The organism is Methylovorus sp. MP688 (assembly GCF_000183115.1).
Taxonomy (GTDB): Bacteria; Pseudomonadota; Gammaproteobacteria; order Burkholderiales; family Methylophilaceae; genus Methylovorus; species Methylovorus glucosotrophus.
Genome location: NC_014733.1, coordinates 2,713,515 through 2,735,216, shown reverse-complemented (window position 1 = coordinate 2,735,216; position 21,702 = coordinate 2,713,515). Strand labels below are relative to the sequence as shown.

Below are 21,702 nucleotides of genomic sequence, written 5' to 3'. Positions count from 1 at the left end.
CGTCGGGCATTCAAGCCCCGCTCAAGCTCATCCGCACAACTCCCGGTTCTTTCTGGGATAGCATCATTTTTTTGTAACAGGCCTCACGAATCATTAAAGAAAGCTGGCCTTGCTGCCGTAATGGCTTTTAAGACGTGGGCAAGTTATATCCGACTCTTCATCCAATGCATGAGGAATGTCGGCTAATTGCATCAAACACGCAAACTGCACTCTTTTCCTGAGTCTTATCAAGAAATTGAAAATATTGGATACGGGGAAAATCCTGACATGAAGACTGGGTGGCATCCTGTCATCCGATAAGAGCAGCTTTTATGCTGCCAGATAAATAAGGATTTAATTGTGAGTGGAAACGACAACAGCATGACCGCCATGCAAGATGGCATGCAGGAGGCTGGGCAGTCTGAAATCGTAGGGCTTTCAGATCTCTGCTACAGCGTTTTGCCGATATGGTCGGGGCAGGTGGAGTTTGCCCGGCAGCATACCGAGGAGGAGGTCGGCCAGCTCGTCAGTCGTTTCTCCAATCTCTCACAGCGCATCAACAACGCCATTAAATCCTCGCAGGGCAATGAAAGTGAACATGGCATCGTTAGCCTGCTACGCGACAGCCAGACCCAACTGAACGACATCACCTCCAGCCTGCGTAATTCCCTCGAAGAAAAAAAGATCCTGCTCAACACCGTACAGCAACTTGCCAATGTGACGCGCGAGTTGCAAGAGCTGGCCAATACCGTGGGTCAGATCGCCAAGCAGACCAATATGGTGGCGATCAATGCCGCGATTGAAGCCGCCCACGCCGGTGAGCTGGGCCGCGGCTTTGCCGTGGTGGCGGATGAAGTGCGCAAGCTTTCAAGCAACTCGGCCCGTGTGGGCAAAAACATTGCCGACAAGGTGCAGAGCGTAAATGGCGGTATTGCCGAAACCCTGGCCATGTCCAAGCAGTATTCCGAAAACGACCAGCTCATGGTGCAAAACGCCGAAACCGCCATCAATGATGTGCTCGGCAAGTTCAAGCATCAGGCCGATGAGCTGACGGCATCTGCCGAGACCGCCCGCAGCGAGAGCAAGCATATCGGCGGCGAGATTGCGCAAGTGCTGGTATCGCTGCAGTTCCAGGATAGGGTCAGCCAGATTCTGGCCAATGTGTCCGAGCAGCTGAACATGCTGCATCAGGAGGTGGCCTCCGGCACTGCTTACATTGATCCGCAATCCTGGCTGGGCCGCATGCAGAACAGTTACACCATGCCCGAGCAGACTAATATCCACAGTGGTCATGCTTCGGTTGCCGCGTTGCCGAATAACGATGCAGATAACGAAATCACGTTTTTTTAGCCCATTTTTAGTCCATGTTCAAAGAGGGGAAGTAAATGTCCAAAACAGTCATGATCGTCGATGACTCAACGACGCTGCGGCAAGTGGTTCGACTGGCATTGGAAGGCGCGGGATACAGCGTGCTGGAAGGTGCTGATGGCAAGGACGCTTTGTCCAAGCTTACCGGTCAGAAAGTGCACCTCATTGTCAGTGATGTGAATATGCCGAATATGGATGGCATTACCTTTGTGAAAGCCGTCAAGCAATTGCCTGCTTACAAATTCACACCGGTGATCATGCTGACTACCGAAGCCGGGGAAAGCAAAAAGCTGGAAGGCCAGGCTGCTGGCGCCAAGGCCTGGGTGGTCAAGCCATTCCAGCCTGCGCAGCTGCTCATGGCGGTTTCCAAGCTCATCATGCCCTGAGCATTTCTCAGGCTTCGATACTTACGAAAGCGATGCCATGACGATTACTGTCAACATTAATGGAGCCATGGGCCATGTCGTCATTGAAGGTGAAATGACGATTTTCGAGGCAGCCGAATATCACGCCGCCCTCCTGCCCCCGGTCACCCAGTGCCACACGCTGGAACTTGACCTCACCAATGTCACGGAAATTGATACATCGGGTTTGCAGTTGCTGGTCTCGGCCAAGCTGAGATCGCAGCAAACCGGGTCCACATTAAGCATTACCGGCCATAGCGAGACAGTGCAGCAAGTGCTGGACGCGACCGACCTGGCAGGCTTTTTCGGCGATCAGGTTGTACTGACTGCAAGCGAATAATAACGATAGTTTTTGGGGGTTGTAATGAGTTTAGATGACGCAATGCAGACATTCATCATTGAATGTCGCGAGCTGCTTGAAAGCATGGAAGCTGCCTTGTTGTCGGCAGAAGAAGCCCCGGCCAGCGAAGAAGCGATCAACGCCATTTTTCGCGCGGCTCACACTATCAAGGGCTCTGCCGGGTTATTTGGTCTCGACCACATCGTGTCTTTTGTCCACGTGGCCGAAAGCGTGCTGGACAAGGTACGCAATAACGAAATCCCGCTGGACCCGCCACTGGTTGCCCTCATGCTGCAGGTGTGCGACCACATTGGCTTGCTGGTGAGCTATCTGGAACAGCTTAAGGAGCCGGATAACGATCTGCTGGAAGGCTCTGCCATCCTGCAAGCCGGCCTCTCCATCTACCTCAGTGATACCCCCCCGCCCAGTGCCTCCACCCTGCCGGTGGAACATGAAGCCCCTTACGAATCCGAAGGCGGCACGCCGGTAGAAACTGATAACTGGCACCTCTCGCTGCGCTTCAATCAGGATGTCTTGCGCAATGGCATGGACCCCCTGTCCTTCATTCGCTATCTGGGCACCCTGGGCAAAGTGGTCAGCATCATCACCCTCACCGACACCCTGCCGCCGCTGGATGCCATGGACCCTGAAACCTGCTATCTCGGTTTTGAGATCAGCTTCAGCTCCAACGCCGACAAAGCCGAGATTGAAAGCGTATTTGATTTCGTGCGCGAAGGCAGCCTGATCCATATCCTGCCACCGCGCAGCAAGATCTCCGAATACATAGAGCTGATACAAAGCATGCCCGCCGACGATATGCGTCTGGGCGAGCTGCTGATCAAATGCGGCACCCTCACCCGCCAGGAGCTGGAAGATGGTCTTGCCAGCCAGCGACAGGTCGAGTCCCCCGATCAAGCCAAGCCGATCGGCGAAGTGCTGATCGAACAGAATGTGGTGCAGCCGGTGGTAGTGGCCGCTGCCCTCGACAAGCAAAAAGCTGTCAAGGACGTGAAAACGGCAGAAGCCAGCCTGATTCGCGTGGATGCCAACAAGCTGGATCAACTCATCAACCTGGTGGGCGAGCTGATCATTGCCAGCTCGGGAGCCAGCCTCATCGCCCAGAAAGAAGCCTTGCCGCATCTGCTGGAATCTACCTCCACCATTTCGCGTCTGGTGGAAACCATACGTGACTCCGCACTTTCGCTGCGCATGGTGCCGATTGGTGGCACCTTCAGCAAGTTCAAGCGCGTGGTGCGTGATGTATCGGCCGAGCTGGGCAAGGACATCCAGCTTGAAATCAGCGGTGAAGAAACCGAGCTTGATAAAACCGTGGTGGAAAAAATCGGCGATCCGCTGACCCACCTGGTGCGTAATTCCATGGACCATGGCATTGAGCCAGCGGATGTGCGTGTTGCGCGCGGCAAGCCCGTGGTGGGCACGCTCAAGCTCGATGCCTATCATGACTCCGGCAATATCATCATCGAAGTCAGTGACGATGGTGGCGGCCTCAACAAAGACAAGATTTTTGCCAAGGCTGTGGAGCGCGGGCTGATCAAGCCAGACCAGATACTTAGCGAAAATGAAATTTACAACCTGATATTCGAGCCCGGTTTTTCAACCGCCGATGCGGTCAGCAATCTTTCCGGCCGTGGTGTGGGCATGGATGTGGTGCGTCGCAATATCGAAGCCTTGCGTGGCACGGTCGAAATCCGGTCGGTGCTGGGCGAAGGCGCCACCATGCGCATACGTTTGCCACTCACACTCGCCATCATTGATGGCTTCCTGGTAGAGGTCGGTGATTCTTCCTACGTCGTGCCGCTGGATATGGTGATCGAGTGCATTGAGCTACCCGTAACGCAAGCCGGTCACAACGCGGAAAACGACGCCGACTTTATCAATCTGCGTGGCGAGGTGCTGCCTTACCTGCGTTTGCGGAAACACTTTGAGATAACTGGCGAGCCACCTCGTCGGGAGAATGTGGTCGTGGTTCAGTTTGGTGATCGCAAAATGGGGATAGTCGTAGATCAATTAATGGGGGAATTACAGACCGTGATCAAGCCGCTTGGCAAAGTACTCAACAAAATCAGGGGAATTGGTGGCTTCACCATTCTTGGCAACGGCCGTGTTGCCCTGATTGTCGATGTGCCCAGCATGATGCAGGAGGCTGAACATGCGGCAAACGCACAAATTTCTGATGCCAGCTGAATAACGTATTTAGCAACGACTACTTAATCCTAAAAACTCTTGTCTCTGGAGACCAAAATGAAACTCACAGTTGCGAAAAAAATGATCCTGTTACTGTCCATTGCCGTTATTGGACTTATCGTTCTCGCTTTCAGCGGGCAGTACTACATCAATCAGGTTTTTGAGAAAACCAACTATGTCACGATCAATACCGTCCCCAGTATTATCGTGCTGGATGATCTGAGCAAATCCTACTCTGACTTGCAGGAAACGGTTTATCAGCACGTGATCAATACTGACGACGCCACCATGGCTCAGCTGGATAAGACAGTGTTGGAACATCGCGCAAAAATGGATGAGGCGCTCGACAAGTACGAAAAAAACAACATCACAGATGCCAAGGACGCTTCGCTCATCAAAGACATTCGTTCTGCATTGAAGGAATATGACCCGGTGAGAGAGCAGTTACTCTCTTTGTCACGGGCAAACAAAATTGAGGAAGCACGCAAATACACGTTTGCTTCCAAGGACGTATTCGCAAAAGTCCACGAGATGATTAATGCCGATCGACAATACAACGTCGAAATTGGCAATAACGCTTCTGCCGAAGCGGTGGCGATTCAGCGTACCGCAGTTCTCAATTCCATGATCATTACCGTGGTCGTATTGATTGTGGTCGCCATCATCGGCGTTCTGATTACGCGGGACCTGCTCAAGCAATTGGGTGGCGAGCCAAATTACGCTGCTGAAGTCGCAACCCGAGTGGCATCCGGTGATCTTTCCATGCAGGTGGAAACCAAGCCAGGTGACACTACCAGCATGCTGGCCGCGATGAAGGCCATGGTGGAAAAACTCTCCGGTATTGTCAGCGAAGTGCGTAGCGCAGCCGATGGCATTGCCAGTGCATCCGAGCAGGTGAGCTCGACTGCTCAGAGCTTGTCGCAAGCCACCAACGAACAAGCCGCCAGCGTGGAGCAAACCAGTGCTTCGGTGGAAGAGATGAGTGCTTCCATCAACCTGCCAGTGCATCCGAGCAGGTGAGCTCGACTGCTCAGAGCTTGTCGCAAGCCACCAACGAACAAGCCGCCAGCGTGGAGCAAACCAGTGCTTCGGTGGAAGAGATGAGTGCTTCCATCAACCAGAACACCGAAAACGCCAAGGTCACTGAAGGAATTTCGGCTAAAGCCTCTACCGATGCCAACGAAGGTGGTGCTGCCGTGGTGCAAACCGTGGAAGCCATGAAGAGCATCGCCAACAAGATCAGCATCATTGATGACATTGCTTACCAGACCAACCTGCTGGCGCTGAATGCCGCGATTGAAGCCGCCCGCGCTGGCGAGCACGGCAAGGGCTTTGCCGTGGTGGCTGCCGAAGTGCGCAAGCTGGCAGAGCGCAGCCAGGTTGCCGCGCAGGAAATCGGCGAGCTGGCATCCAACAGCGTAGGCACTGCCGAAAAAGCCGGCAAATTGCTGGAAGAAATGGTGCCCAATATTAACAAGACCAGTGATCTGGTGCAGGAAATCACCGCTGCCAGCCAAGAGCAAAGCAGTGGTGCTGCGCAGATCAATGTGGCGATGAACCAGATGAGCCAGATCACGCAGCAGAACGCCAGCAGCAGTGAAGAGCTGGCCGCCACCGCCGAGGAAATGAGTGGTCAGGCCGAGCAATTGCAACAGCTGATCGCCTTCTTCAATATCAAGGAAACAGGTTCATCCTTCCAGCGTGCCGCACCCAAAAAAGCGCCCAAGTCCAAAGGCGGCGCCTACGCTCCACCAGCCGCTCAGGCCTCGCCTGGTTTTAATGAGGCCGAAGACGCCGAGTTTGTGAAGTTCTAAGGAGCCATCATGGTGGAAACAGTCAAACATGCAGTAGCCACCGGGCAGAGCCTGGTGGCGGGCGGCCGGGCGCTGGAAGATCAGCAGCAGTACCTGACGTTCATGCTGGGGGCGGAGATCTTTGCCATCAATATCCTCAGCATCAAGGAGATTATCGAATACGGCAATCTCACGATCGTGCCCAAAATGCCCTCGTTTATCCGCGGGGTGATCAACCTGCGTGGAGCCGTGGTCCCGGTGATTGACCTTGCTGCGCGCTTTGCGCGTGGTGAGGCCGCCATCTCCAGAAAGTCCTGCATCGTGATCATTGAAGTGGAGCACGAAGACGTACAACAAGTGATAGGCGTACTGGTGGATGCGGTGAATGAAGTACTGGAAATCGCCAGCGACCAGATTGAGCCAGTGCCGTCGTTCGGGGCCAAGATACGCACCGACTTCATTGATGGCATGGGCAAGGTCGACCAGAAGTTTGTGATCATCCTCAATGTCAACCAGGTCTTGTCCGTGGATGAGATGGCTGAGCTGGTGCAGGCCTAGCATGATGTCCACGCGCTTTGTCCTGCCATCGCTGTTGCTCATCGCTAGCCTGGGCTTTGCCAGCCTGGCTGCCGCTGCGACGGATGAGGACAATCGCTTGTGGCTCAACCTGACCCTGCAGGGCAAGCTGCCTGCCGATGGCTGGCGCTGGTATGCCGAAATCCAGCCACGCTTTCGTGAGAATGCCGAGCACATTGATAGCCTGCTGCTGCGCCCCGCCATCAATTACAAGGTATCCAAAAACCTCAGTGCCTGGTTGGGTTATGGCTATATCCGCAACTACCTGGTGAGTGGCGATATACGCGATGAGCATCGCCTGTGGCAGCAGTTGCTCTATGCATTCGAGCCTATCGGCTCAACCTCGTTGTCTGCCCGCCTGCGTCTGGAAGAGCGGCGGGTGGAGCAGTTTGAAGATACCGGTTACCGGCTGCGGCAGATGCTGCGCATGACCCATCCCTTGTCCGAGAGATGGGGGGTCGTGGTCTGGGATGAGGGGTTTTTCAATACCAATCATACCGATTGGGGCGCACGCAGTGGCTTTGATCAAAACCGGCTTTTCCTGGGCGTATCCCATGATTTGTCTGCCAGCGTCAAGACCGAGTGGGGCTATCTGAACCAGTACATCCGCACATCGACGGATGACCGTATGAACCATACCTTGTCAGGGGTGTTGAATGTCAATTTTTAAGCGGACACAGAAATGTTCTGAGCATATTTTATAAATCTAAATTTATGGGTTGGAGATTGAAAATGAGAATGACTGTTGCGAAAAAAATGAGTTTGTTGGTAATTGTGGCCTTGATCGGCCTGATCACTCTGGCGTGGCTGGGCCAGAACCGGATGGATTACGTATTTGACGCAACCAATGTCTCCAATACCAATAGTATTCCCAGCATCGTGACGCTGAGCCGCGCCAACGAAAATTTTGGTTACCTGCGCGCCCGAGCGTATCGGCATGCCTTGATGAACGATGATGCCAAGATGGCCGAGATCGAAACCAAGATCAAAGAAGCGCGGGACAATATTCTCAAGGAATTCAAGAGATACGAAAAGGAAGGCATGATCGCCGATGATAAAGACCGCGACATGCTGGAAGAAAACGTCAAAGCCCTGAACGACTACCTGCCCGGGCTTGAAAAAGCGGTGGAGCTTTCCCGCCAGCACAATCAGGAAGGTGCGCGCGAAGCCCTGAACGCCAATGTGCCCAACGCCGAAAAGGTTTCCACCAGCCTGATCGCCCAGATGGAATACAACATTGAGATTGCCACCAAGTCGGCAGAAGCAGCCCTGGCAGCCAAGAGCAGTGCCAAAGTCATGTCCAACATCGTGGCGGTCAGCATCCTGGTGCTGATGATTGTGATTGGCTTCATTATCACCAAGGGCATTGTCACCGGCCTCAATAAATCCGTATCCGTGGCGGAAGCCATTGCCCGCGGCGATCTTTCCAGTGATGTTGCCATTACCAGCCAGGATGAAATCGGCCAATTGCAGGGTGCCATGAAAACCATGCTGGAAAGCCTGAAAGGGTTTATTGCCGACATGAATCACATGTCGCATGAGCACGATGCCGGTGATATTGACGTGACGATGGGAGCGGATAAATTCCAGGGCGATTTCAGGACCATGGCGAGTGGCGTGAATGCCATGGTGGGCGGCCACATTGCCATGAACAAGAAGGCCATGGCGGTATTCAAGGAATTTGGCGAGGGTAACTTTGAAGCGCCTATGGAGCAATTGCCCGGCAAAAAGGTGTTTATCAACCAGACCATCGAGCAGGTGCGCCGCAATCTGAAAGCCGTGTCTGCCGATACCCGTCAGCTGATTGGCGCTGCTGCCGAGGGCAAGCTGGATTATCGTGCCGATGCTTCCAAGCACAAGGGCGAGTACCACACCATCGTACAAGGCATCAACACCACGCTGGACAATATCATTGTGCCTTTGAACGAGGCGATTTCGGTACTGCAGGCCATGGAAAAAGGTGACCTGACCAAGACCGTGGATGGCCATTACAAAGGTCAGCTGGAAGACTTCAAGCAAACGGTCAACAACACCATCGAAAAAATCTCGCAGGTGGTGGCAGAAGTGCGCAATTCGGCGGACGGCATTGCCAGTGCATCCGAGCAGGTGAGCTCCACGGCGCAGAGTTTGTCACAAGCCACCAACGAGCAGGCAGCCAGCGTGGAAGAAACCAGTGCATCGGTTGAGCAGATGAGCGCTTCCATCAACCAGAACACCGAAAACGCCAAAGTGACCGAGGGTATTTCGGCCAAGGCGGCTGCGGATGCCAATGAAGGTGGCGCTGCTGTATTACAGACAGTCGCTGCCATGAAGAGCATTGCCAACAAGATCAGCATTATTGATGACATTGCTTATCAGACCAATCTGCTGGCATTGAACGCTGCTATTGAAGCCGCCCGTGCTGGCGAACATGGCAAGGGCTTTGCCGTGGTGGCCGCCGAAGTGCGCAAGCTGGCCGAGCGCAGCCAGGTAGCGGCGCAGGAAATTGGCGAGCTGGCTGAAAGTAGCGTCGGTACCGCAGAAAAAGCCGGCAAGCTGCTGGAAGAAATGGTGCCCAACATCAACAAAACCAGTGATCTCGTGCAGGAAATTACCGCCGCCAGCCAGGAGCAAAGCAGCGGTGCATCGCAGATCAATGTCGCCATGAACCAGATGAGTCAGATCACGCAGCAGAACGCCAGCGGCAGCGAAGAACTGGCTGCCACCGCCGAGGAAATGAGCGGGCAGGCCGAGCAACTGCAGGAGCTCATCGGCTTTTTCAGCATCTCGAACAGTGACTCCTCATCCAAGCGCGTCAACACCAAGAAAACGGCCAAGCCCAAGGCAGCGGCTTATACCCCGCCCTCTGAGGCTGTGACATCGAGTTTAGAGGATGCCGACGACGCTGAATTTGTGAAGTTCTAAGGGGCCATCATGAATGCGATGGTCAATGAAGTAGCGCAAGGCCGGAGCGTGGTGCCGGGCAGCGTCTTGCTGGATGGGCAAGATGACGATCAGCAGTACCTGACGTTCATGCTGGGGGCGGAGATCTTTGCCATCAATATCCTCAGCATCAAGGAGATTATCGAATACGGCAATCTCACGATCGTGCCCAAAATGCCCTCGTTTATCCGCGGGGTGATCAACCTGCGGGGTTCGGTGGTGCCGGTGATTGATCTGGCCGCGCGTTTTGAAAAAGGCGAGGCCAAGCTGTCACGCAAAACCTGCATCGTGATCATTGAAGTGGAGCACGAAGAGGTGCATCAGGTCATCGGCGTGATGGTGGATGCCGTGAATGAAGTGCTGGAAATTGCCAGCGATCAGATTGAGCCAGTGCCGTCGTTCGGGGCCAAGATACGCACCGACTTCATCAATGGCATGGGCAAGGTTGATCAGAAGTTTGTGATCATCCTCAATGTAAACCAGGTCTTGTCCGTGGATGAAATGGCGGAGCTGGTGCAGGTGTAGTGTGGTTTTTCAATTGTAATGGCAGTGTGGTGTGGCATGCGTCGGCATGAGCGTTTGCAAATGGCTTGCAAGTAACTTATGGAGTGGATTTTGCAGTGATTTTCTAATTAGAGGTATTGATCATGGGTATTCTAGGCATCAGAGTCAAACAAGAGCGCATTGATGAGGTGGTACATGCACTGAATCAATTGCAACAGGGCAACACCGTGATACAGATTCATGACGCGGAACGTGATGCACTGAGTCCCGTGATGGAAAGTCTGAAGCGATTGCAGGCCAGTCTGGACCAGCAGAAAAAGGATCTTTCTGCTTTTGTGCAGGACATGAACCACATGTCCAAGGAGCACGATGCGGGTGATATCGACGTCATGATGAATACCGATCGCTTCCAGGGCGATTTCAGGATCATGGCGGCCGGGGTCAATACCATGGTCGGTGGGCATATTGCGGTGAAGAAAAAGGCCATGGCCGTGGTCAAGGCCTTTGGTGAAGGCAATTTTGATGCACCCATGGAGCCCTTGCCCGGCAAGAAAGCCTTTATCAATGAAACCATCGAAAAGATGCGCGGCAACCTGAAAGGGTTTATTGCCGACATGAGTCACATGTCAAAAGAGCACGACGCTGGTGATATCGACGTCATGATGAACACGGAAAAATTCCAGGGCGATTTCCGCACCATGGCCGCTGGCGTCAACACCATGGTCGGCGGACATATTGCGGTGAAGAAAAAAGCCATGGCCGTGATCAAGGCCTTCGGTGAAGGCAATTTTGATGCGCCGATGGAGCCCTTGCCCGGCAAGAAAGCCTTTATCAATGAGACCATCGAAAAGATGCGCGGCAATCTCAAAGGTTTGATTACCGACATGAACCACATGTCAAAAGAGCACGACGCAGGCGATATCGACGTCATGATAAACACGGAAAAATTCCAGGGCGATTTCCGCGCCATGGCGGCTGGGGTCAACACCATGGTGGCTGGGCATATTGCGGTGAAGAAAAAAGCCATGGCCGTGATCAATGCCTTTGGCGAAGGCAATTTTGAGGCGCCGATGGAACAGCTGCCAGGCAAGAAAGCCTTTATCAATGACACCATCGAAAAGATGCGCGGTAATTTGAAGGGCTTTATTGCCGACATGAATCATATGTCGCAGGAGCATGACGCAGGCGATATTGACGTCATGATGAACGTCGATAAATTGCAGGGCGACTTCAAAACCATGGCGGCAGGTGTCAATACCATGGTGAGCGGGCACATTGCCGTGAAGAAAAAAGCCATGGCGGTCATCAAGGAGTTTGGCGAAGGTAACTTTGAAGCGCCCATGGAGCAGCTGCCTGGCAAGAAAGCCTTTATCAACGACACCATTGAGCAAGTACGCCGCAACCTGAAAGCCGTGTCTGCCGATACGCGCGAGCTGATCGGGGCCGCCGCCGAGGGACAGCTGGATTACCGTGCCGATGCTTCCAAGCACAAGGGCGAATACAACACCATCGTGCAAGGCATCAATACCACGCTGGACAACATCATTCTGCCGGTCAACGAGGCGGTGTCTGTGTTGCAGGCGATGGAACAGGGGGACCTGACCGTCAAGGTAAAAGGCCAGTACAAAGGCCAGCTGGAAGACTTCAAGCAAACGGTCAACAACACCATCGAAAAGATCTCGCAGGTAGTGGCTGAGGTGCGCAATTCGGCTGATGGCATTGCCAGTGCTGCGGATCAGGTGAGCTCCACGGCACAAAGCCTGTCGCAAGCCACCAATGAGCAGGCCGCCAGCGTGGAAGAAACCAGCGCATCGGTTGAGCAGATGAGTGCCTCGATCAATCAGAATACGGAAAATGCCAAGGTGACCGAGAGCATCTCGGCCAAGGCGACGGCGGACGCTAATGAAGGCGGCGCGGCAGTGGTGCAGACCGTGGCGGCGATGAAGAGCATTGCCAACAAGATCAGCATCATCGATGACATTGCCTATCAGACCAATCTGCTGGCGCTGAATGCGGCGATTGAAGCGGCGCGCGCTGGCGAACATGGCAAGGGTTTTGCCGTGGTGGCCGCTGAGGTGCGCAAGCTGGCAGAGCGTAGCCAGGTGGCCGCGCAGGAAATTGGCGAGCTGGCTGAGAACAGCGTCGGTACGGCCGAAAAAGCGGGCAAGCTGCTCGAAGAAATGGTGCCCAATATCAACAAGACCAGTGATCTGGTGCAGGAGATTACGGCTGCCAGCGAGGAGCAAAGTACGGGAGCGGCGCAGATCAATGTGGCGATGAACCAGATGAGCCAGATCACGCAGCAGAATGCCAGCGGTAGCGAAGAGCTGGCCGCCACTGCCGAGGAAATGAGCGGGCAGGCCGAGCAATTGCAGGAGCTCATCGGCTTTTTCAATATAGGCCAATCCGATAGCGGCATCCGGACAGCTGCCAAGCGACATCCCAAGCCTCAACTCGTTAAAAAATCGGCAAATGCCGAAACCTCCTTTTCATTTGATGAAACCGAGGATGCCGAGTTTGTGAAGTTCTAAGGGGCCATGATGACGCAGACAATGACGCATGAAACAGTTCGCGCGCCTGGCCTGGTCCCGGCTAGCCGGGGCCAGCAGCTGCAGCCGCTGAGCGATAACAACGATGACAGGCAGTATCTGACCTTCATGCTGGGGGCCGAGATTTTTGCCATCAACATACTCCGGATCAAGGAGATCATTGAGTATGGCAATCTCACCAGCGTGCCACAGATGCCATCGTTTATCCGTGGGGTGATCAACCTGCGCGGAGCGGCGGTGCCGGTGATTGATCTCGCCGCGCGCTTTGACCGGGAGGAAGCGGCCATCTCGCGCAGGACCTGCATTGTGATTCTGGAGGTGGATCGCGCCGGGGCACAGCAGGTCATCGGCGTGCTGGTGGATGCCGTGAATGAAGTGCTGGAAATTGCCAACGGCCAGATCGAGCCTGTGCCTTCGTTCGGGACGCAAGTGCGGACGGACTTTATTGATGGCATGGGCAAGGTGAATGATAAGTTTGTGATTATCCTGAATGTGAACCAGGTCTTATCTGCCGATGAGTTGGCGGAGCTGGTTTTGAATTAAAAATCTTCGATGGCAGGCCGGGCATGATGCGAATGCCTGACCCGCATCGATTCAATGGAGGTTAGGATGGATATACGCTCCATTACGCAGCCTGAATTTCAGCTTTTCAAAAAGTTTATTTACGGGCAAGTGGGCATCAGTCTTAGCGATAACAAGCAGTCGCTGGTGAGCGGTCGCCTGGCGAAACGTCTCAAGTATTACAACTTCAATACGTTCAAGCAGTACTACGAGTTCATCCACCAAAAAGGCAATGAGGCGGAGCAGCAGGTGGTGGTCGACTTTCTGACCACCAACGAGACTTACTTTTTCCGCGAGCCCAAGCACTTTGATTTTATCCGGGACAAGGTGCTGCCCAAGCACAATAAAACCAAGATATTCCGCGTGTGGAGCGCAGCCTGCTCCAGTGGCGAGGAGCCCTACACGCTGGCCATGGTGCTGGCCGAGCATTTGCAGAGCACGCTCTGGGAGATCATCGCTTCCGACGTCAGCACGCGCGTGCTGGAAACGGCGACCCGTGGCCGCTATCCGCAGGATGTGATTGAGGATATTCCGCGAAACTACCTGGTGAAATATTGTCTGAAAGGGACAGGCAGTCAGGATGGCGTGGTGCTGATTTCCAAGGAATTACGGCGCCAGATGCGTTTTCAGCATATCAACCTGATGCATCCGCTGCCCAAGCTGGGGGAGCTCGACATGATTTTTCTGCGCAATGTGATGATTTATTTTGATAACGATACCAAGCGGGCCTTGCTGGATCGCATGTATACCCTGTTGAAGCCAGGTGGCTACCTGTTTATCAGCCATTCGGAAAGCCTGAATGGCATCAGTGAAAAGTTTCAGATTGTGCAACCTTCGATTTATCAAAGGCCGTTATAACGATGGTGGTAAAGCCGGAAAAGCCACCTTTCGTCATTGATATTTTTTTGCAGCCAGGCGAATTGTATTTTGGTGATCGCCACACGCGCATTCGCACGGTGCTGGGTTCTTGCGTCTCGGTGGTGTTCTGGCACCCGGAAAAGCTGTTGGGGGGCATGACGCATATCATGATGCCACCCAAGCTGGATATACCCTCAGTGCATAAACTGGATGGGCGGTATGCGGATGATGCGATCGCGATGATGTTTGAGGAAATGAAGAAATTCAAGGCGTTCGACAAGAACTACCACGTCAAGATTTTTGGCGGCGGCAATATGTTCCCGAAAACCGCCAAGGAATTCAGCAAGACCATAGGTTGCAAAAACATACAGGCGGTGGAGAGCATTCTTAAAAAGCATGGGTTTCGTTGCAAGGCCAGTCACCTGGGTGGCTCGGGTCATCGCAATATTTCGTTCGACGTGTGGAGCGGCCATGTCTGGATGCGGCACGTGAAAATGTAGGGGTACATCCTTAACCGGGATTCAATAATGAATAAAATAAAAGTCATGATCGTGGATGATTCGGCCGTCGTGCGGCAAGTGCTGACGAGCTATCTTGAAGCTTCAAAAGAGGTGGAGATTATCGGGGCGGCTTCCGACCCCATTTTTGCCATTGAGAAAATGCAGAAGGAATGGCCGGATGTGATCATTCTGGATGTGGAAATGCCGCGCATGGATGGCATTACCTTCCTGAAAAAAATCATGGCGCAGCGCCCCACACCGGTCATTATCTGTTCGACGCTGACCGAAAAAGGAGCTGAGACTACCATGGAAGCCCTGGCAGCAGGGGCGGTCAGCATTATTACCAAACCCAAGGCCGGCTTGAAATCCTTTATGACCGAGTCGGCGGATGACCTGGTGCAGCATATCAAGGCTGCGGCCAAGGCCAATGTGCGCAAGATTCTGCATCATGACCCTCAGCCAGTGCTGAAAACACCGGCCAAACTGACGGCGGATGCGGTGCTGGCACCCAAGCCCGCTGCCATGGCGCAGACGACCGAAAAGATTGTCGCCATTGGCACCTCCACCGGAGGTACACAAGCACTGGAGCGTGTGCTGACGGCGCTGCCCCGGGTATGTCCGGGTATTGTGATTGTGCAGCATATGCCGGAAAACTTTACGGCGGCGTTTGCCGCCCGCCTTAACCAGCTCTGTGCCATTGAAGTAAAAGAAGCGGCCAAAGGCGACCGCGTGGTGATGGGCCGTGCGCTGATTGCGCCGGGCGGCAAGCATATGGTGCTAAAGCGCAGTGGCGCGCAGTATTTTGTCGACGTAATTGATGGGCCGCCCGTTAGTCGTCATAAGCCCTCGGTCAATGTGCTGTTCCGTTCGGTGGCGCAGTCTGCCGGTAAAAATGCCCTCGGCATCATCATGACCGGCATGGGCGATGATGGCGCCCAGGGCATGAAAGAGATGCATGAGGTGGGAGCGACGACCGTGGCCCAGGATGAGCGCAGCTGTGTGGTGTATGGCATGCCCAAGGAAGCCGTGAAGCTGGGCGGGGTCAACAAGAGCATCTCGCTGGATGCGATTGCCGCCGAAATCCAGAACTATGGAGCCATGCATCGTTAACTTTTGACAGGAATGAAGAAGCATCAGCATGACACTGCCCACTAACGAGATTGAAGCACAAGCGCCGCTGGAGCAAGGCATAGACAGCCTGTTGACCGCGCTTTGCCTTCAACTTGAGATGATGGCGGCTGTGCTGGTGACGGGGCAGGGGCATGTGTTGGTGCATGCGCCAGCGAGTGTCAGCGCGCACTTGCGCGAGCAGGCGTCGCTTTTTTGTCAGCTGGCCCAGCAGCTGCCGGACCATATGCTGGTGGAAGATACACAGCTTAACCCGGTGTTTGCGCCGGTATTTGCCGCGCAGGCAAATATCTCTATCCGGTTTTTTGCCGCCAGCCACTTGCGGGATGCAAACCAGGCCTGCCTGGGCTGGCTGTTCCTGTTGCATCCCGAACCCCGGCAATTGGCCCTGCACCAGCAAACCAGCCTGCGGGCAATGGCGGATACCGCCGCGCGCTGGTTGGCCATGGCGTTGCAGAATCAGGCGCTGGCGGCGAGCAATGCCCGCTGGAAATTTGCGCTGGATGGTGCGGGTCATGGCGTGTGGGATTGGGATCTGGGCAGTAACCGGGTGACCTTCAGCACGCAGTGGAAAACCATGCTGGGTTACGACGAGCAGGACATCGGCGACGATTGCCAGGATTGGTTGTCGCGCGTGCATCCGGCTGACCTTGCGCATTTTAAGACACTGATTGATGCCGTGAAATCAGGCGAAGCGCAAAGCCTGATCTGCGAATACCGCTTGCTGACCAAGACCAATGAGTGGTGCTGGATACTCTCCAAAGGCATGATCATGGCAGGCAAGGACCACGAAGGTCCCCGCCGCATGATAGGCACCAATACCGACATCACGGCTCGCAAACAAAGCGAGCGCCTGATCTGGCAACAAGCGAATTTTGATGCGCTGACCGGCCTGCCGAACAAACATCTCCTGAATCAGCTGTTGAGCGAGCGCATCCATGGCGATCATGGCGCCAACAACATGGTCGCGCTGATGATTGTGGATCTTGATAACTTCAAGGATGTGAACGACGCCCTGGGCCATATCTATGGCGATATGCTGCTGATGGAGGCGGCGAGCCGCATTCAGGCCGCGGTGTTGCCAGCGGATATCGTGGCGCGTGAGGGGGGCGATGAATTCATTATCGTCACCACGGCGGCCAGCCTCGCTGAGCTTGAGAATACGGCGACCAATGTGCTGCGGGTGCTTGGCCAGAGTTACGAGCTGCTGTCCGAGGTGGTGTTTTGTGCCGCCAGTATCGGCATTGCCTTGTATCCGCAGCACACGCTCTCGCCCAATGTATTGATGAAATATGCCGATCAGGCGCTATATCTCGCCAAGAGCACGGCGCGCGGACAATATGCGTTTTACTCCCATGAGCTGGAAGAGGAGGCGCTGAAACGTTCCAAACTGACGACCGAGCTGCGTTTTGCCGTTGAAGAGCAGGCATTCGAGGTGTTTTACCAGCCCATTTTCAGGCTGGATACACGCGAGACCGTCAAGGCCGAGGCGCTGGTGCGCTGGAAACATCCTGAACGCGGCTATGTCAGCCCGGCGGAATTTATTCCACTGGCGGAATCTACCGGCCTGATCAATGCGATAGGCGATTGGGTGTTCAAAGAGGCGGCCATGTTCGCCAAGGCTTTGCGTGGAAGTTATGCGCCGGATTTCCAGATCAGCGTCAACAAATCGCCTATCCAGTTCCTCACGGTGGGCAAGCTGGATTGGGCTGCATTCCTGACAAATCTGGACCTGCCTGGCAAGGCGATCTCGGTGGAAATTACCGAAGGCCTGCTCCTGCAGCAAAGTCAGGAGGTCAACGCGCGCATCAAGAAAATCCGCGATACCGGCATGAGCATTTCGCTGGATGATTTTGGGACTGGCTATTCCTCCCTGTCCTATTTGAGCTCGTATGAAATCGATTACCTCAAGATTGATCGTTCCTTCATTATCAACCTCACTACCTCGAGCAAGAACCAGGCACTGTGCAAGGCCATTATCACCATGGCGCATGAGTTGGGTTACCAGGTGATCGCCGAAGGCATAGAAACCGAGCAGCAATTGCATCTGCTCGCCGCCTTGGGCTGCGATCTGGGCCAGGGCTATTTCATCTCGCGCCCATTGCCGCAGCAGGACTTTGTCGCCTGGCTGGCAAGCAGTCTATCAACGACGCAGCTGGCCGAAGCCGCTGCAGGCTAAGGCCGACCAGCTCTGCGAGCGGTCATGCTGCTTAATTCTTGAGCAGCAGATAATCCCCATGCGTGGCGACCACATGCAGCCGCTGCTTGAATGAGTCTGGCAAGTTTTTATACGGTGTTTTGTGCATGGCGACATAGGCGTGGCCACGTTGCATGGCCGCCTCAAGCTCAGGCTCGGTAGCCGCCTTGATGGCTTTGCCTTCGGTATAAAACTCGGTGGAATAATCCAGGAAAGGGTAGCCAATCAGCGGCTCGCCGGGCTGTTTTTCCTTCTGATATTGCCACACCAGATCGCGCGTGGTGCTCAGGCTGCCCCAGCTATCTCGATAATCATGCACCAGAAAGGCTGACCAGCCCACGACCACCACCAGCATGCCGGTTGCCAGCACAGGCACTACGCGCCGGGCCGGGCCGCGACGTGCCAGCCAGCTGGCTGCCAGCATGGCAAGTCCTGCCAGGCCAGGCAGGGCATAGGTCCAGATGATGTTGGCGGCCGCTGTGAAGAAAATCCCCGGGCTTAAACCCCAGATCAGAAAATACCATTGCCGCAGACGGGCTTTGTTGTGGATATCGCGCAGCGCCAGCGGTTTTTTCCAACCGATAAAGAGCGGCAGCAGCAACGACCATGGCAGGGTGCCGATCAGTATAAAAAGCCAGATGGCCCCGTGTGGAAAGGCATGGGCATGGCCGTAGCGGTCACCCTGCCAGTGCGGCGTCAGAAAGCGATGCCAGTGCTCACCCACAATGAAATAATCAATAAATCCTGGGGTTTTCAGCTCGGCGGCGATATACCAGGGCAGCGACATGGCGAGTGCCAGCAAGGTGCCTCGCACCCAGGGGAAGCTACGCAGAGCTTCCTGCAATCGTTCCGCCAGTAGACACCACAGCACAATAGGCACGCCGGTCAAAATACAGGCAATCGGCCCTTTTGCCAGCAGGCCTATGCCCGCGCCTATGAATAGCAGCCAGCGCTCTTTTGCCCGGCTTTGTTCCGGGCCATGCATACCTTGCCAGAAGCCGCGCATCATCAGGATACAGCTTAGCGCCAGCGCCATGTCGGTCATGACGGCGCCCATGGAGATGAAGAACAGCACCGAGACACTGAGTATCACGCAGGCATACAAACGCTCTGCGGGCCGGCGCGGGCCGAGCCAGCCCCAGATCACCCAGAGGATCGCCACACCCAGCAGAAAATGTGGTACGCGAGCGGCAAAGGCGTTCACCCCAAATAGATGATAGCTGCCGGCAGTCAGCCAGAAGGCAAGCGGCGGCTTGGCCCAGAATGGAACCCCGTAGTCATACCAAGGGGTGATCCAGTCATTCAGCTCAAACATTTTGCGGCCGATTTCGGCGTAGCGCGATTCCGTGGAGTCAAACAAGGGAAACAGGCCCAGGCTGATCAGTTTGATCAGCAGGCCTGCCACGAGCAGCATCATGAGTAGATGCGTGGAAGAAAAACGACGATTGTGCATACACCCGGTCAACATTAAACAAATGCGTAAAGGAGTTGCGTGATGGTAAAGACGCAAGCTTACAAATTCCTAACATGATGCATTTGCAAGTTAAGGGCCTGGCAGCAATGCCTGAGATAACCTTCGTTAACTATCTGTATTGAATGGTTTAGTTGATGAGTATGGCTGCCTGGCGACGTTCTCTGGTCTGCAGAAAATGTCAGAAACGCCAGCAAAGCCACGCAGAATTGCGCGAAATGCCGGTGGGTATAGAGGCGCGCGCCAAGGATGCTTAGCGATAAAGGTAAGTGTTTGCCTGGAGGGCGTAGGTCTCAAAGCGATGCTGCAAATGTTCACGCAACAGGCGTATGGTGGGTGATAGCTGGCGCCGATCGGGGCAAATCAGGTTCAGCGGCAAGGACTCTCCTTGCCATTGCGGGCAGATGACGCTGAGTCGCCCGGCGGTGACGTCGCGGCCCACATCCAGCCATGAGCGGTAGCAGATGCCATAGCCGGAGACTGTCCAGTGCCGTACGGCATCTGCGTCATCCGCGGAGCGATTGCCGCGGACATCGATGTCCAGCACTTCGCCATCGCGGGTGAAGCGCCAGCGGTTGTAAAGGGCATCGCCCACCCGAAAACACAGGCAGTTGTGCCGGCTCAGCTCGGCAGGGCTGCTGGGCGTACTATGCGTTGTCAGATATTGCGGCGCAGCGCAGAGCACGCGCCGATTGTCGGTGACCAGCGGCAAGGCCACCTGGCTGGAATCAGGCGGCTGCCCGTAGCGAATGGCGACATCCACCGGCTCGCGCATGACATCGGCAATACGGTCTGACAATTGCACACGCAAGTGGAGGTCTGGATGCTGCTGCTGAAATTCATCCAGCCAGGGCAGTATGACATTGCGCCCCAGATCAGAAGGCAAGGAAAGGCTGAGCTCACCGCGTATCAGGCTATGCCCGGCGACTAGTTCATCGGCCAAGTCGCGCAACTCATTGATCAGAGGCTGACTGCGCGCGAGCAAGCGCTCGCCTTCTGCCGTCAGCCGCAGGCTGCGCGTGGTGCGTACGAACAGTAATACCCCCAGCTCGCTCTCCAGCCGTTTGAGTGCGGCACTGGCTACGGCCGGGGAAATCTCCAGGCTGCGTGCAGCGGCAGACAGGCTGCCATACTGGGCCGTGGTAATGAAAAGCTCGAGGTCTGCCAGATTTTTTATTTTCAAAATAATATTGAAGCTCAAACAAGTCGTGGCTAGTTTATCAATTGGATCAAATCAATGAAACTGGCGCCATATTCATTTTTATGAGAGAGAGCCACCATGAAAGCCATTGCATATCAACATTCGCTGCCCATCAGCCAGGCCGAGTCGCTGGTCGACGTAACGCTGGCGGATCCCGTTGCCAGCGGGCGCGATCTGCTGGTCGAGGTAAAAGCGATTGCCGTGAATCCGGTAGATACCAAGATACGTCGCGGCCAGCAGCCACCTGCGGGCGAATGGAAAGTGCTGGGATGGGATGCTGCCGGTGTGGTGCGCGCCGTGGGGCCAGAGGTGAGTATGTTCAAGCCTGGAGACACGGTCTGGTATGCCGGGGCGATTAACCGGGCCGGCAGCAATAGTGAGCTGCAACTGGTGGATGAGCGCATAGTAGGTTCCATGCCAGCGACGCTGGATTTTGCCGCCGCCGCTTCCCTGCCACTTACCAGTATCACGGCGTGGGAGCTGCTGTTTGATCGCTTGCAAATCGAGCGTGGCGGCCAGGGCTATGGCAAATCGCTACTGGTCATCGGCGCAGCAGGCGGCGTTGGTTCTATCCTGGTGCAGCTGGCACGCCGCTTGACCGGTCTGACGGTGATAGCGACCGCTTCGCGCCCCGAAAGCCAGGCCTGGATACGCCAGCTGGGCGCGCATCATGTGATTGACCATCATGCGCCGCTTGCTCCCCAACTGGCGGAGATCGGCCTGCCTGCCCCGGATTATGTGGTGAGCCTTACCCATACCGAGTCTTACTTTGATCAGATTGCAGAAGTGATCGCGCCGCAGGGCAAGTTTGGGCTGATTGATGATCCGGCCACGCCGCTGGATGTGATCAAGCTCAAGCGCAAGAGCGTTTCGCTGCACTGGGAGCTGATGTTTACCCGTGCCCTGTTTGCCACCCCGGATATGCAGGCACAGCATCACATCCTGAGTGAAGTGGCGTCCCTGGTGGATAACGGGGTGCTGCGCACGACGGTGGCGGAGAATTTCGGCCGCATTACAGCAGAAAACTTGCGGCGCGCGCATGCGCTACTTGAGTCCGGGCAGGCGCGCGGCAAGATTGTGCTGGAAGGGTTCTAGGGCTTGCCGCAGGTTTGAGCACAGATCGGGGCGCTGGCAAAGGCGGCCCCT

Annotated in this window: 17 protein-coding genes and 1 pseudogene; 16 read left to right on the top strand and 2 right to left on the bottom strand. The window is 55.0% G+C overall.

All coding sequences use genetic code 11. The features are described 5' to 3' along the window. Positions 1 to 339 precede the first annotated feature (339 nt). The 15 genes and pseudogenes from MPQ_RS12955 to MPQ_RS12880 all read left to right on the top strand — a co-directional run bounded on the left by MPQ_RS12955 (position 340) and on the right by MPQ_RS12880 (position 17,866). Positions 340 to 1,329, top strand: coding sequence for a methyl-accepting chemotaxis protein (locus MPQ_RS12955; RefSeq protein WP_013443419.1), 990 nt, complete (start codon positions 340 to 342; stop codon positions 1,327 to 1,329). A 35-nt stretch (positions 1,330 to 1,364) separates the two neighbouring features. Further along, the gene (locus MPQ_RS12950; RefSeq protein ID WP_013443418.1) at positions 1,365 to 1,733 is read left to right on the top strand and encodes a response regulator; all 369 of its coding nucleotides are present in this window, start codon (positions 1,365 to 1,367) and stop codon (positions 1,731 to 1,733) included. A gap of 37 nt (positions 1,734 to 1,770) precedes the next feature. After that, the gene (locus tag MPQ_RS12945; RefSeq protein WP_015831167.1) at positions 1,771 to 2,091 is read left to right on the top strand and encodes a lipid asymmetry maintenance protein MlaB; all 321 of its coding nucleotides are present in this window, start codon (positions 1,771 to 1,773) and stop codon (positions 2,089 to 2,091) included. A gap of 24 nt (positions 2,092 to 2,115) precedes the next feature. Then, positions 2,116 to 4,296, top strand: coding sequence for a chemotaxis protein CheA (locus tag MPQ_RS12940; RefSeq protein ID WP_015831166.1), 2,181 nt, complete (start codon positions 2,116 to 2,118; stop codon positions 4,294 to 4,296). Positions 4,297 to 4,353: 57 nt separating this feature from the next. Continuing rightward, a pseudogene (locus MPQ_RS14310) lies at positions 4,354 to 6,110 on the top strand (methyl-accepting chemotaxis protein). Between the two features lie 9 nt (positions 6,111 to 6,119). Further along, positions 6,120 to 6,647 carry a chemotaxis protein CheW gene (locus tag MPQ_RS12925; RefSeq protein ID WP_013443413.1) on the top strand — a complete coding sequence of 176 codons (528 nt, stop codon included), beginning with the start codon at positions 6,120 to 6,122 and terminating at the stop codon, positions 6,645 to 6,647. A gap of 1 nt (position 6,648) precedes the next feature. Further along, entirely contained in the window at positions 6,649 to 7,335 is a 687-nt protein-coding gene (locus MPQ_RS12920) for a DUF2490 domain-containing protein (RefSeq protein WP_013443412.1), read from the top strand. Between the two features lie 62 nt (positions 7,336 to 7,397). Beyond that, positions 7,398 to 9,569: a methyl-accepting chemotaxis protein gene (locus MPQ_RS12915; RefSeq protein ID WP_013443411.1), complete on the top strand. Its 2,172-nt coding sequence runs from the start codon at positions 7,398 to 7,400 to the stop codon at positions 9,567 to 9,569. Between the two features lie 9 nt (positions 9,570 to 9,578). Continuing rightward, positions 9,579 to 10,112 carry a chemotaxis protein CheW gene (locus MPQ_RS12910; RefSeq protein ID WP_013443410.1) on the top strand — a complete coding sequence of 178 codons (534 nt, stop codon included), beginning with the start codon at positions 9,579 to 9,581 and terminating at the stop codon, positions 10,110 to 10,112. A gap of 122 nt (positions 10,113 to 10,234) precedes the next feature. Beyond that, the gene (locus MPQ_RS12905; RefSeq protein ID WP_013443409.1) at positions 10,235 to 12,622 is read left to right on the top strand and encodes a methyl-accepting chemotaxis protein; all 2,388 of its coding nucleotides are present in this window, start codon (positions 10,235 to 10,237) and stop codon (positions 12,620 to 12,622) included. Positions 12,623 to 12,631: 9 nt separating this feature from the next. Continuing rightward, the gene (locus MPQ_RS12900; RefSeq protein ID WP_013443408.1) at positions 12,632 to 13,183 is read left to right on the top strand and encodes a chemotaxis protein CheW; all 552 of its coding nucleotides are present in this window, start codon (positions 12,632 to 12,634) and stop codon (positions 13,181 to 13,183) included. A 66-nt stretch (positions 13,184 to 13,249) separates the two neighbouring features. Continuing rightward, on the top strand, positions 13,250 to 14,059 hold the full coding sequence (locus tag MPQ_RS12895) for a protein-glutamate O-methyltransferase CheR (protein ID WP_013443407.1): 810 nt from the start codon (positions 13,250 to 13,252) through the stop codon (positions 14,057 to 14,059). A 2-nt stretch (positions 14,060 to 14,061) separates the two neighbouring features. After that, positions 14,062 to 14,559 carry a chemotaxis protein CheD gene (locus MPQ_RS12890; protein WP_013443406.1) on the top strand — a complete coding sequence of 166 codons (498 nt, stop codon included), beginning with the start codon at positions 14,062 to 14,064 and terminating at the stop codon, positions 14,557 to 14,559. Positions 14,560 to 14,586: 27 nt separating this feature from the next. Then, positions 14,587 to 15,669, top strand: a complete 1,083-nt coding sequence (locus tag MPQ_RS12885; protein ID WP_013443405.1) for a chemotaxis response regulator protein-glutamate methylesterase — start codon at positions 14,587 to 14,589, stop codon at positions 15,667 to 15,669. A gap of 28 nt (positions 15,670 to 15,697) precedes the next feature. Beyond that, positions 15,698 to 17,866, top strand: coding sequence for a bifunctional diguanylate cyclase/phosphodiesterase (locus MPQ_RS12880; RefSeq protein ID WP_013443404.1), 2,169 nt, complete (start codon positions 15,698 to 15,700; stop codon positions 17,864 to 17,866). Between the two features lie 31 nt (positions 17,867 to 17,897). On the opposite strand, the gene MPQ_RS12875 is transcribed toward MPQ_RS12880, so the two are convergent. Both MPQ_RS12875 and MPQ_RS12870 read right to left on the bottom strand, forming a co-directional pair. Further along, complete coding sequence (locus MPQ_RS12875) at positions 17,898 to 19,301, bottom strand: glycosyltransferase family 39 protein (protein ID WP_013443403.1); 1,404 nt, start codon at positions 19,299 to 19,301, stop codon at positions 17,898 to 17,900. A 307-nt stretch (positions 19,302 to 19,608) separates the two neighbouring features. Further along, on the bottom strand, positions 19,609 to 20,538 hold the full coding sequence (locus MPQ_RS12870; RefSeq protein WP_202944349.1) for a LysR family transcriptional regulator: 930 nt from the start codon (positions 20,536 to 20,538) through the stop codon (positions 19,609 to 19,611). Between the two features lie 96 nt (positions 20,539 to 20,634). On the opposite strand from MPQ_RS12870, the gene MPQ_RS12865 reads away from it, so the two are divergent. Continuing rightward, complete coding sequence (locus tag MPQ_RS12865; protein WP_013443400.1) at positions 20,635 to 21,651, top strand: zinc-binding alcohol dehydrogenase family protein; 1,017 nt, start codon at positions 20,635 to 20,637, stop codon at positions 21,649 to 21,651. Positions 21,652 to 21,702: the final 51 nt, after the last annotated feature.

Coding starts and splice junctions, on each gene's coding strand:
- MPQ_RS12910 (WP_013443410.1), top strand. CDS start 9,579: ATGAATGCGATGGTCAATGAAGTAGCGCAAGGCCGGAGCGTGGTGCCG.
- MPQ_RS12895 (WP_013443407.1), top strand. CDS start 13,250: ATGGATATACGCTCCATTACGCAGCCTGAATTTCAGCTTTTCAAAAAG.
- MPQ_RS12890 (WP_013443406.1), top strand. CDS start 14,062: ATGGTGGTAAAGCCGGAAAAGCCACCTTTCGTCATTGATATTTTTTTG.
- MPQ_RS12885 (WP_013443405.1), top strand. CDS start 14,587: ATGAATAAAATAAAAGTCATGATCGTGGATGATTCGGCCGTCGTGCGG.
- MPQ_RS12915 (WP_013443411.1), top strand. CDS start 7,398: ATGAGAATGACTGTTGCGAAAAAAATGAGTTTGTTGGTAATTGTGGCC.
- MPQ_RS12875 (WP_013443403.1), bottom strand. CDS start 19,301: ATGATGCTGCTCGTGGCAGGCCTGCTGATCAAACTGATCAGCCTGGGC.
- MPQ_RS12925 (WP_013443413.1), top strand. CDS start 6,120: ATGGTGGAAACAGTCAAACATGCAGTAGCCACCGGGCAGAGCCTGGTG.
- MPQ_RS12900 (WP_013443408.1), top strand. CDS start 12,632: ATGACGCAGACAATGACGCATGAAACAGTTCGCGCGCCTGGCCTGGTC.
- MPQ_RS12950 (WP_013443418.1), top strand. CDS start 1,365: ATGTCCAAAACAGTCATGATCGTCGATGACTCAACGACGCTGCGGCAA.
- MPQ_RS12945 (WP_015831167.1), top strand. CDS start 1,771: ATGACGATTACTGTCAACATTAATGGAGCCATGGGCCATGTCGTCATT.
- MPQ_RS12865 (WP_013443400.1), top strand. CDS start 20,635: ATGAAAGCCATTGCATATCAACATTCGCTGCCCATCAGCCAGGCCGAG.
- MPQ_RS12905 (WP_013443409.1), top strand. CDS start 10,235: ATGGGTATTCTAGGCATCAGAGTCAAACAAGAGCGCATTGATGAGGTG.
- MPQ_RS12920 (WP_013443412.1), top strand. CDS start 6,649: ATGATGTCCACGCGCTTTGTCCTGCCATCGCTGTTGCTCATCGCTAGC.
- MPQ_RS12940 (WP_015831166.1), top strand. CDS start 2,116: ATGAGTTTAGATGACGCAATGCAGACATTCATCATTGAATGTCGCGAG.
- MPQ_RS12880 (WP_013443404.1), top strand. CDS start 15,698: ATGACACTGCCCACTAACGAGATTGAAGCACAAGCGCCGCTGGAGCAA.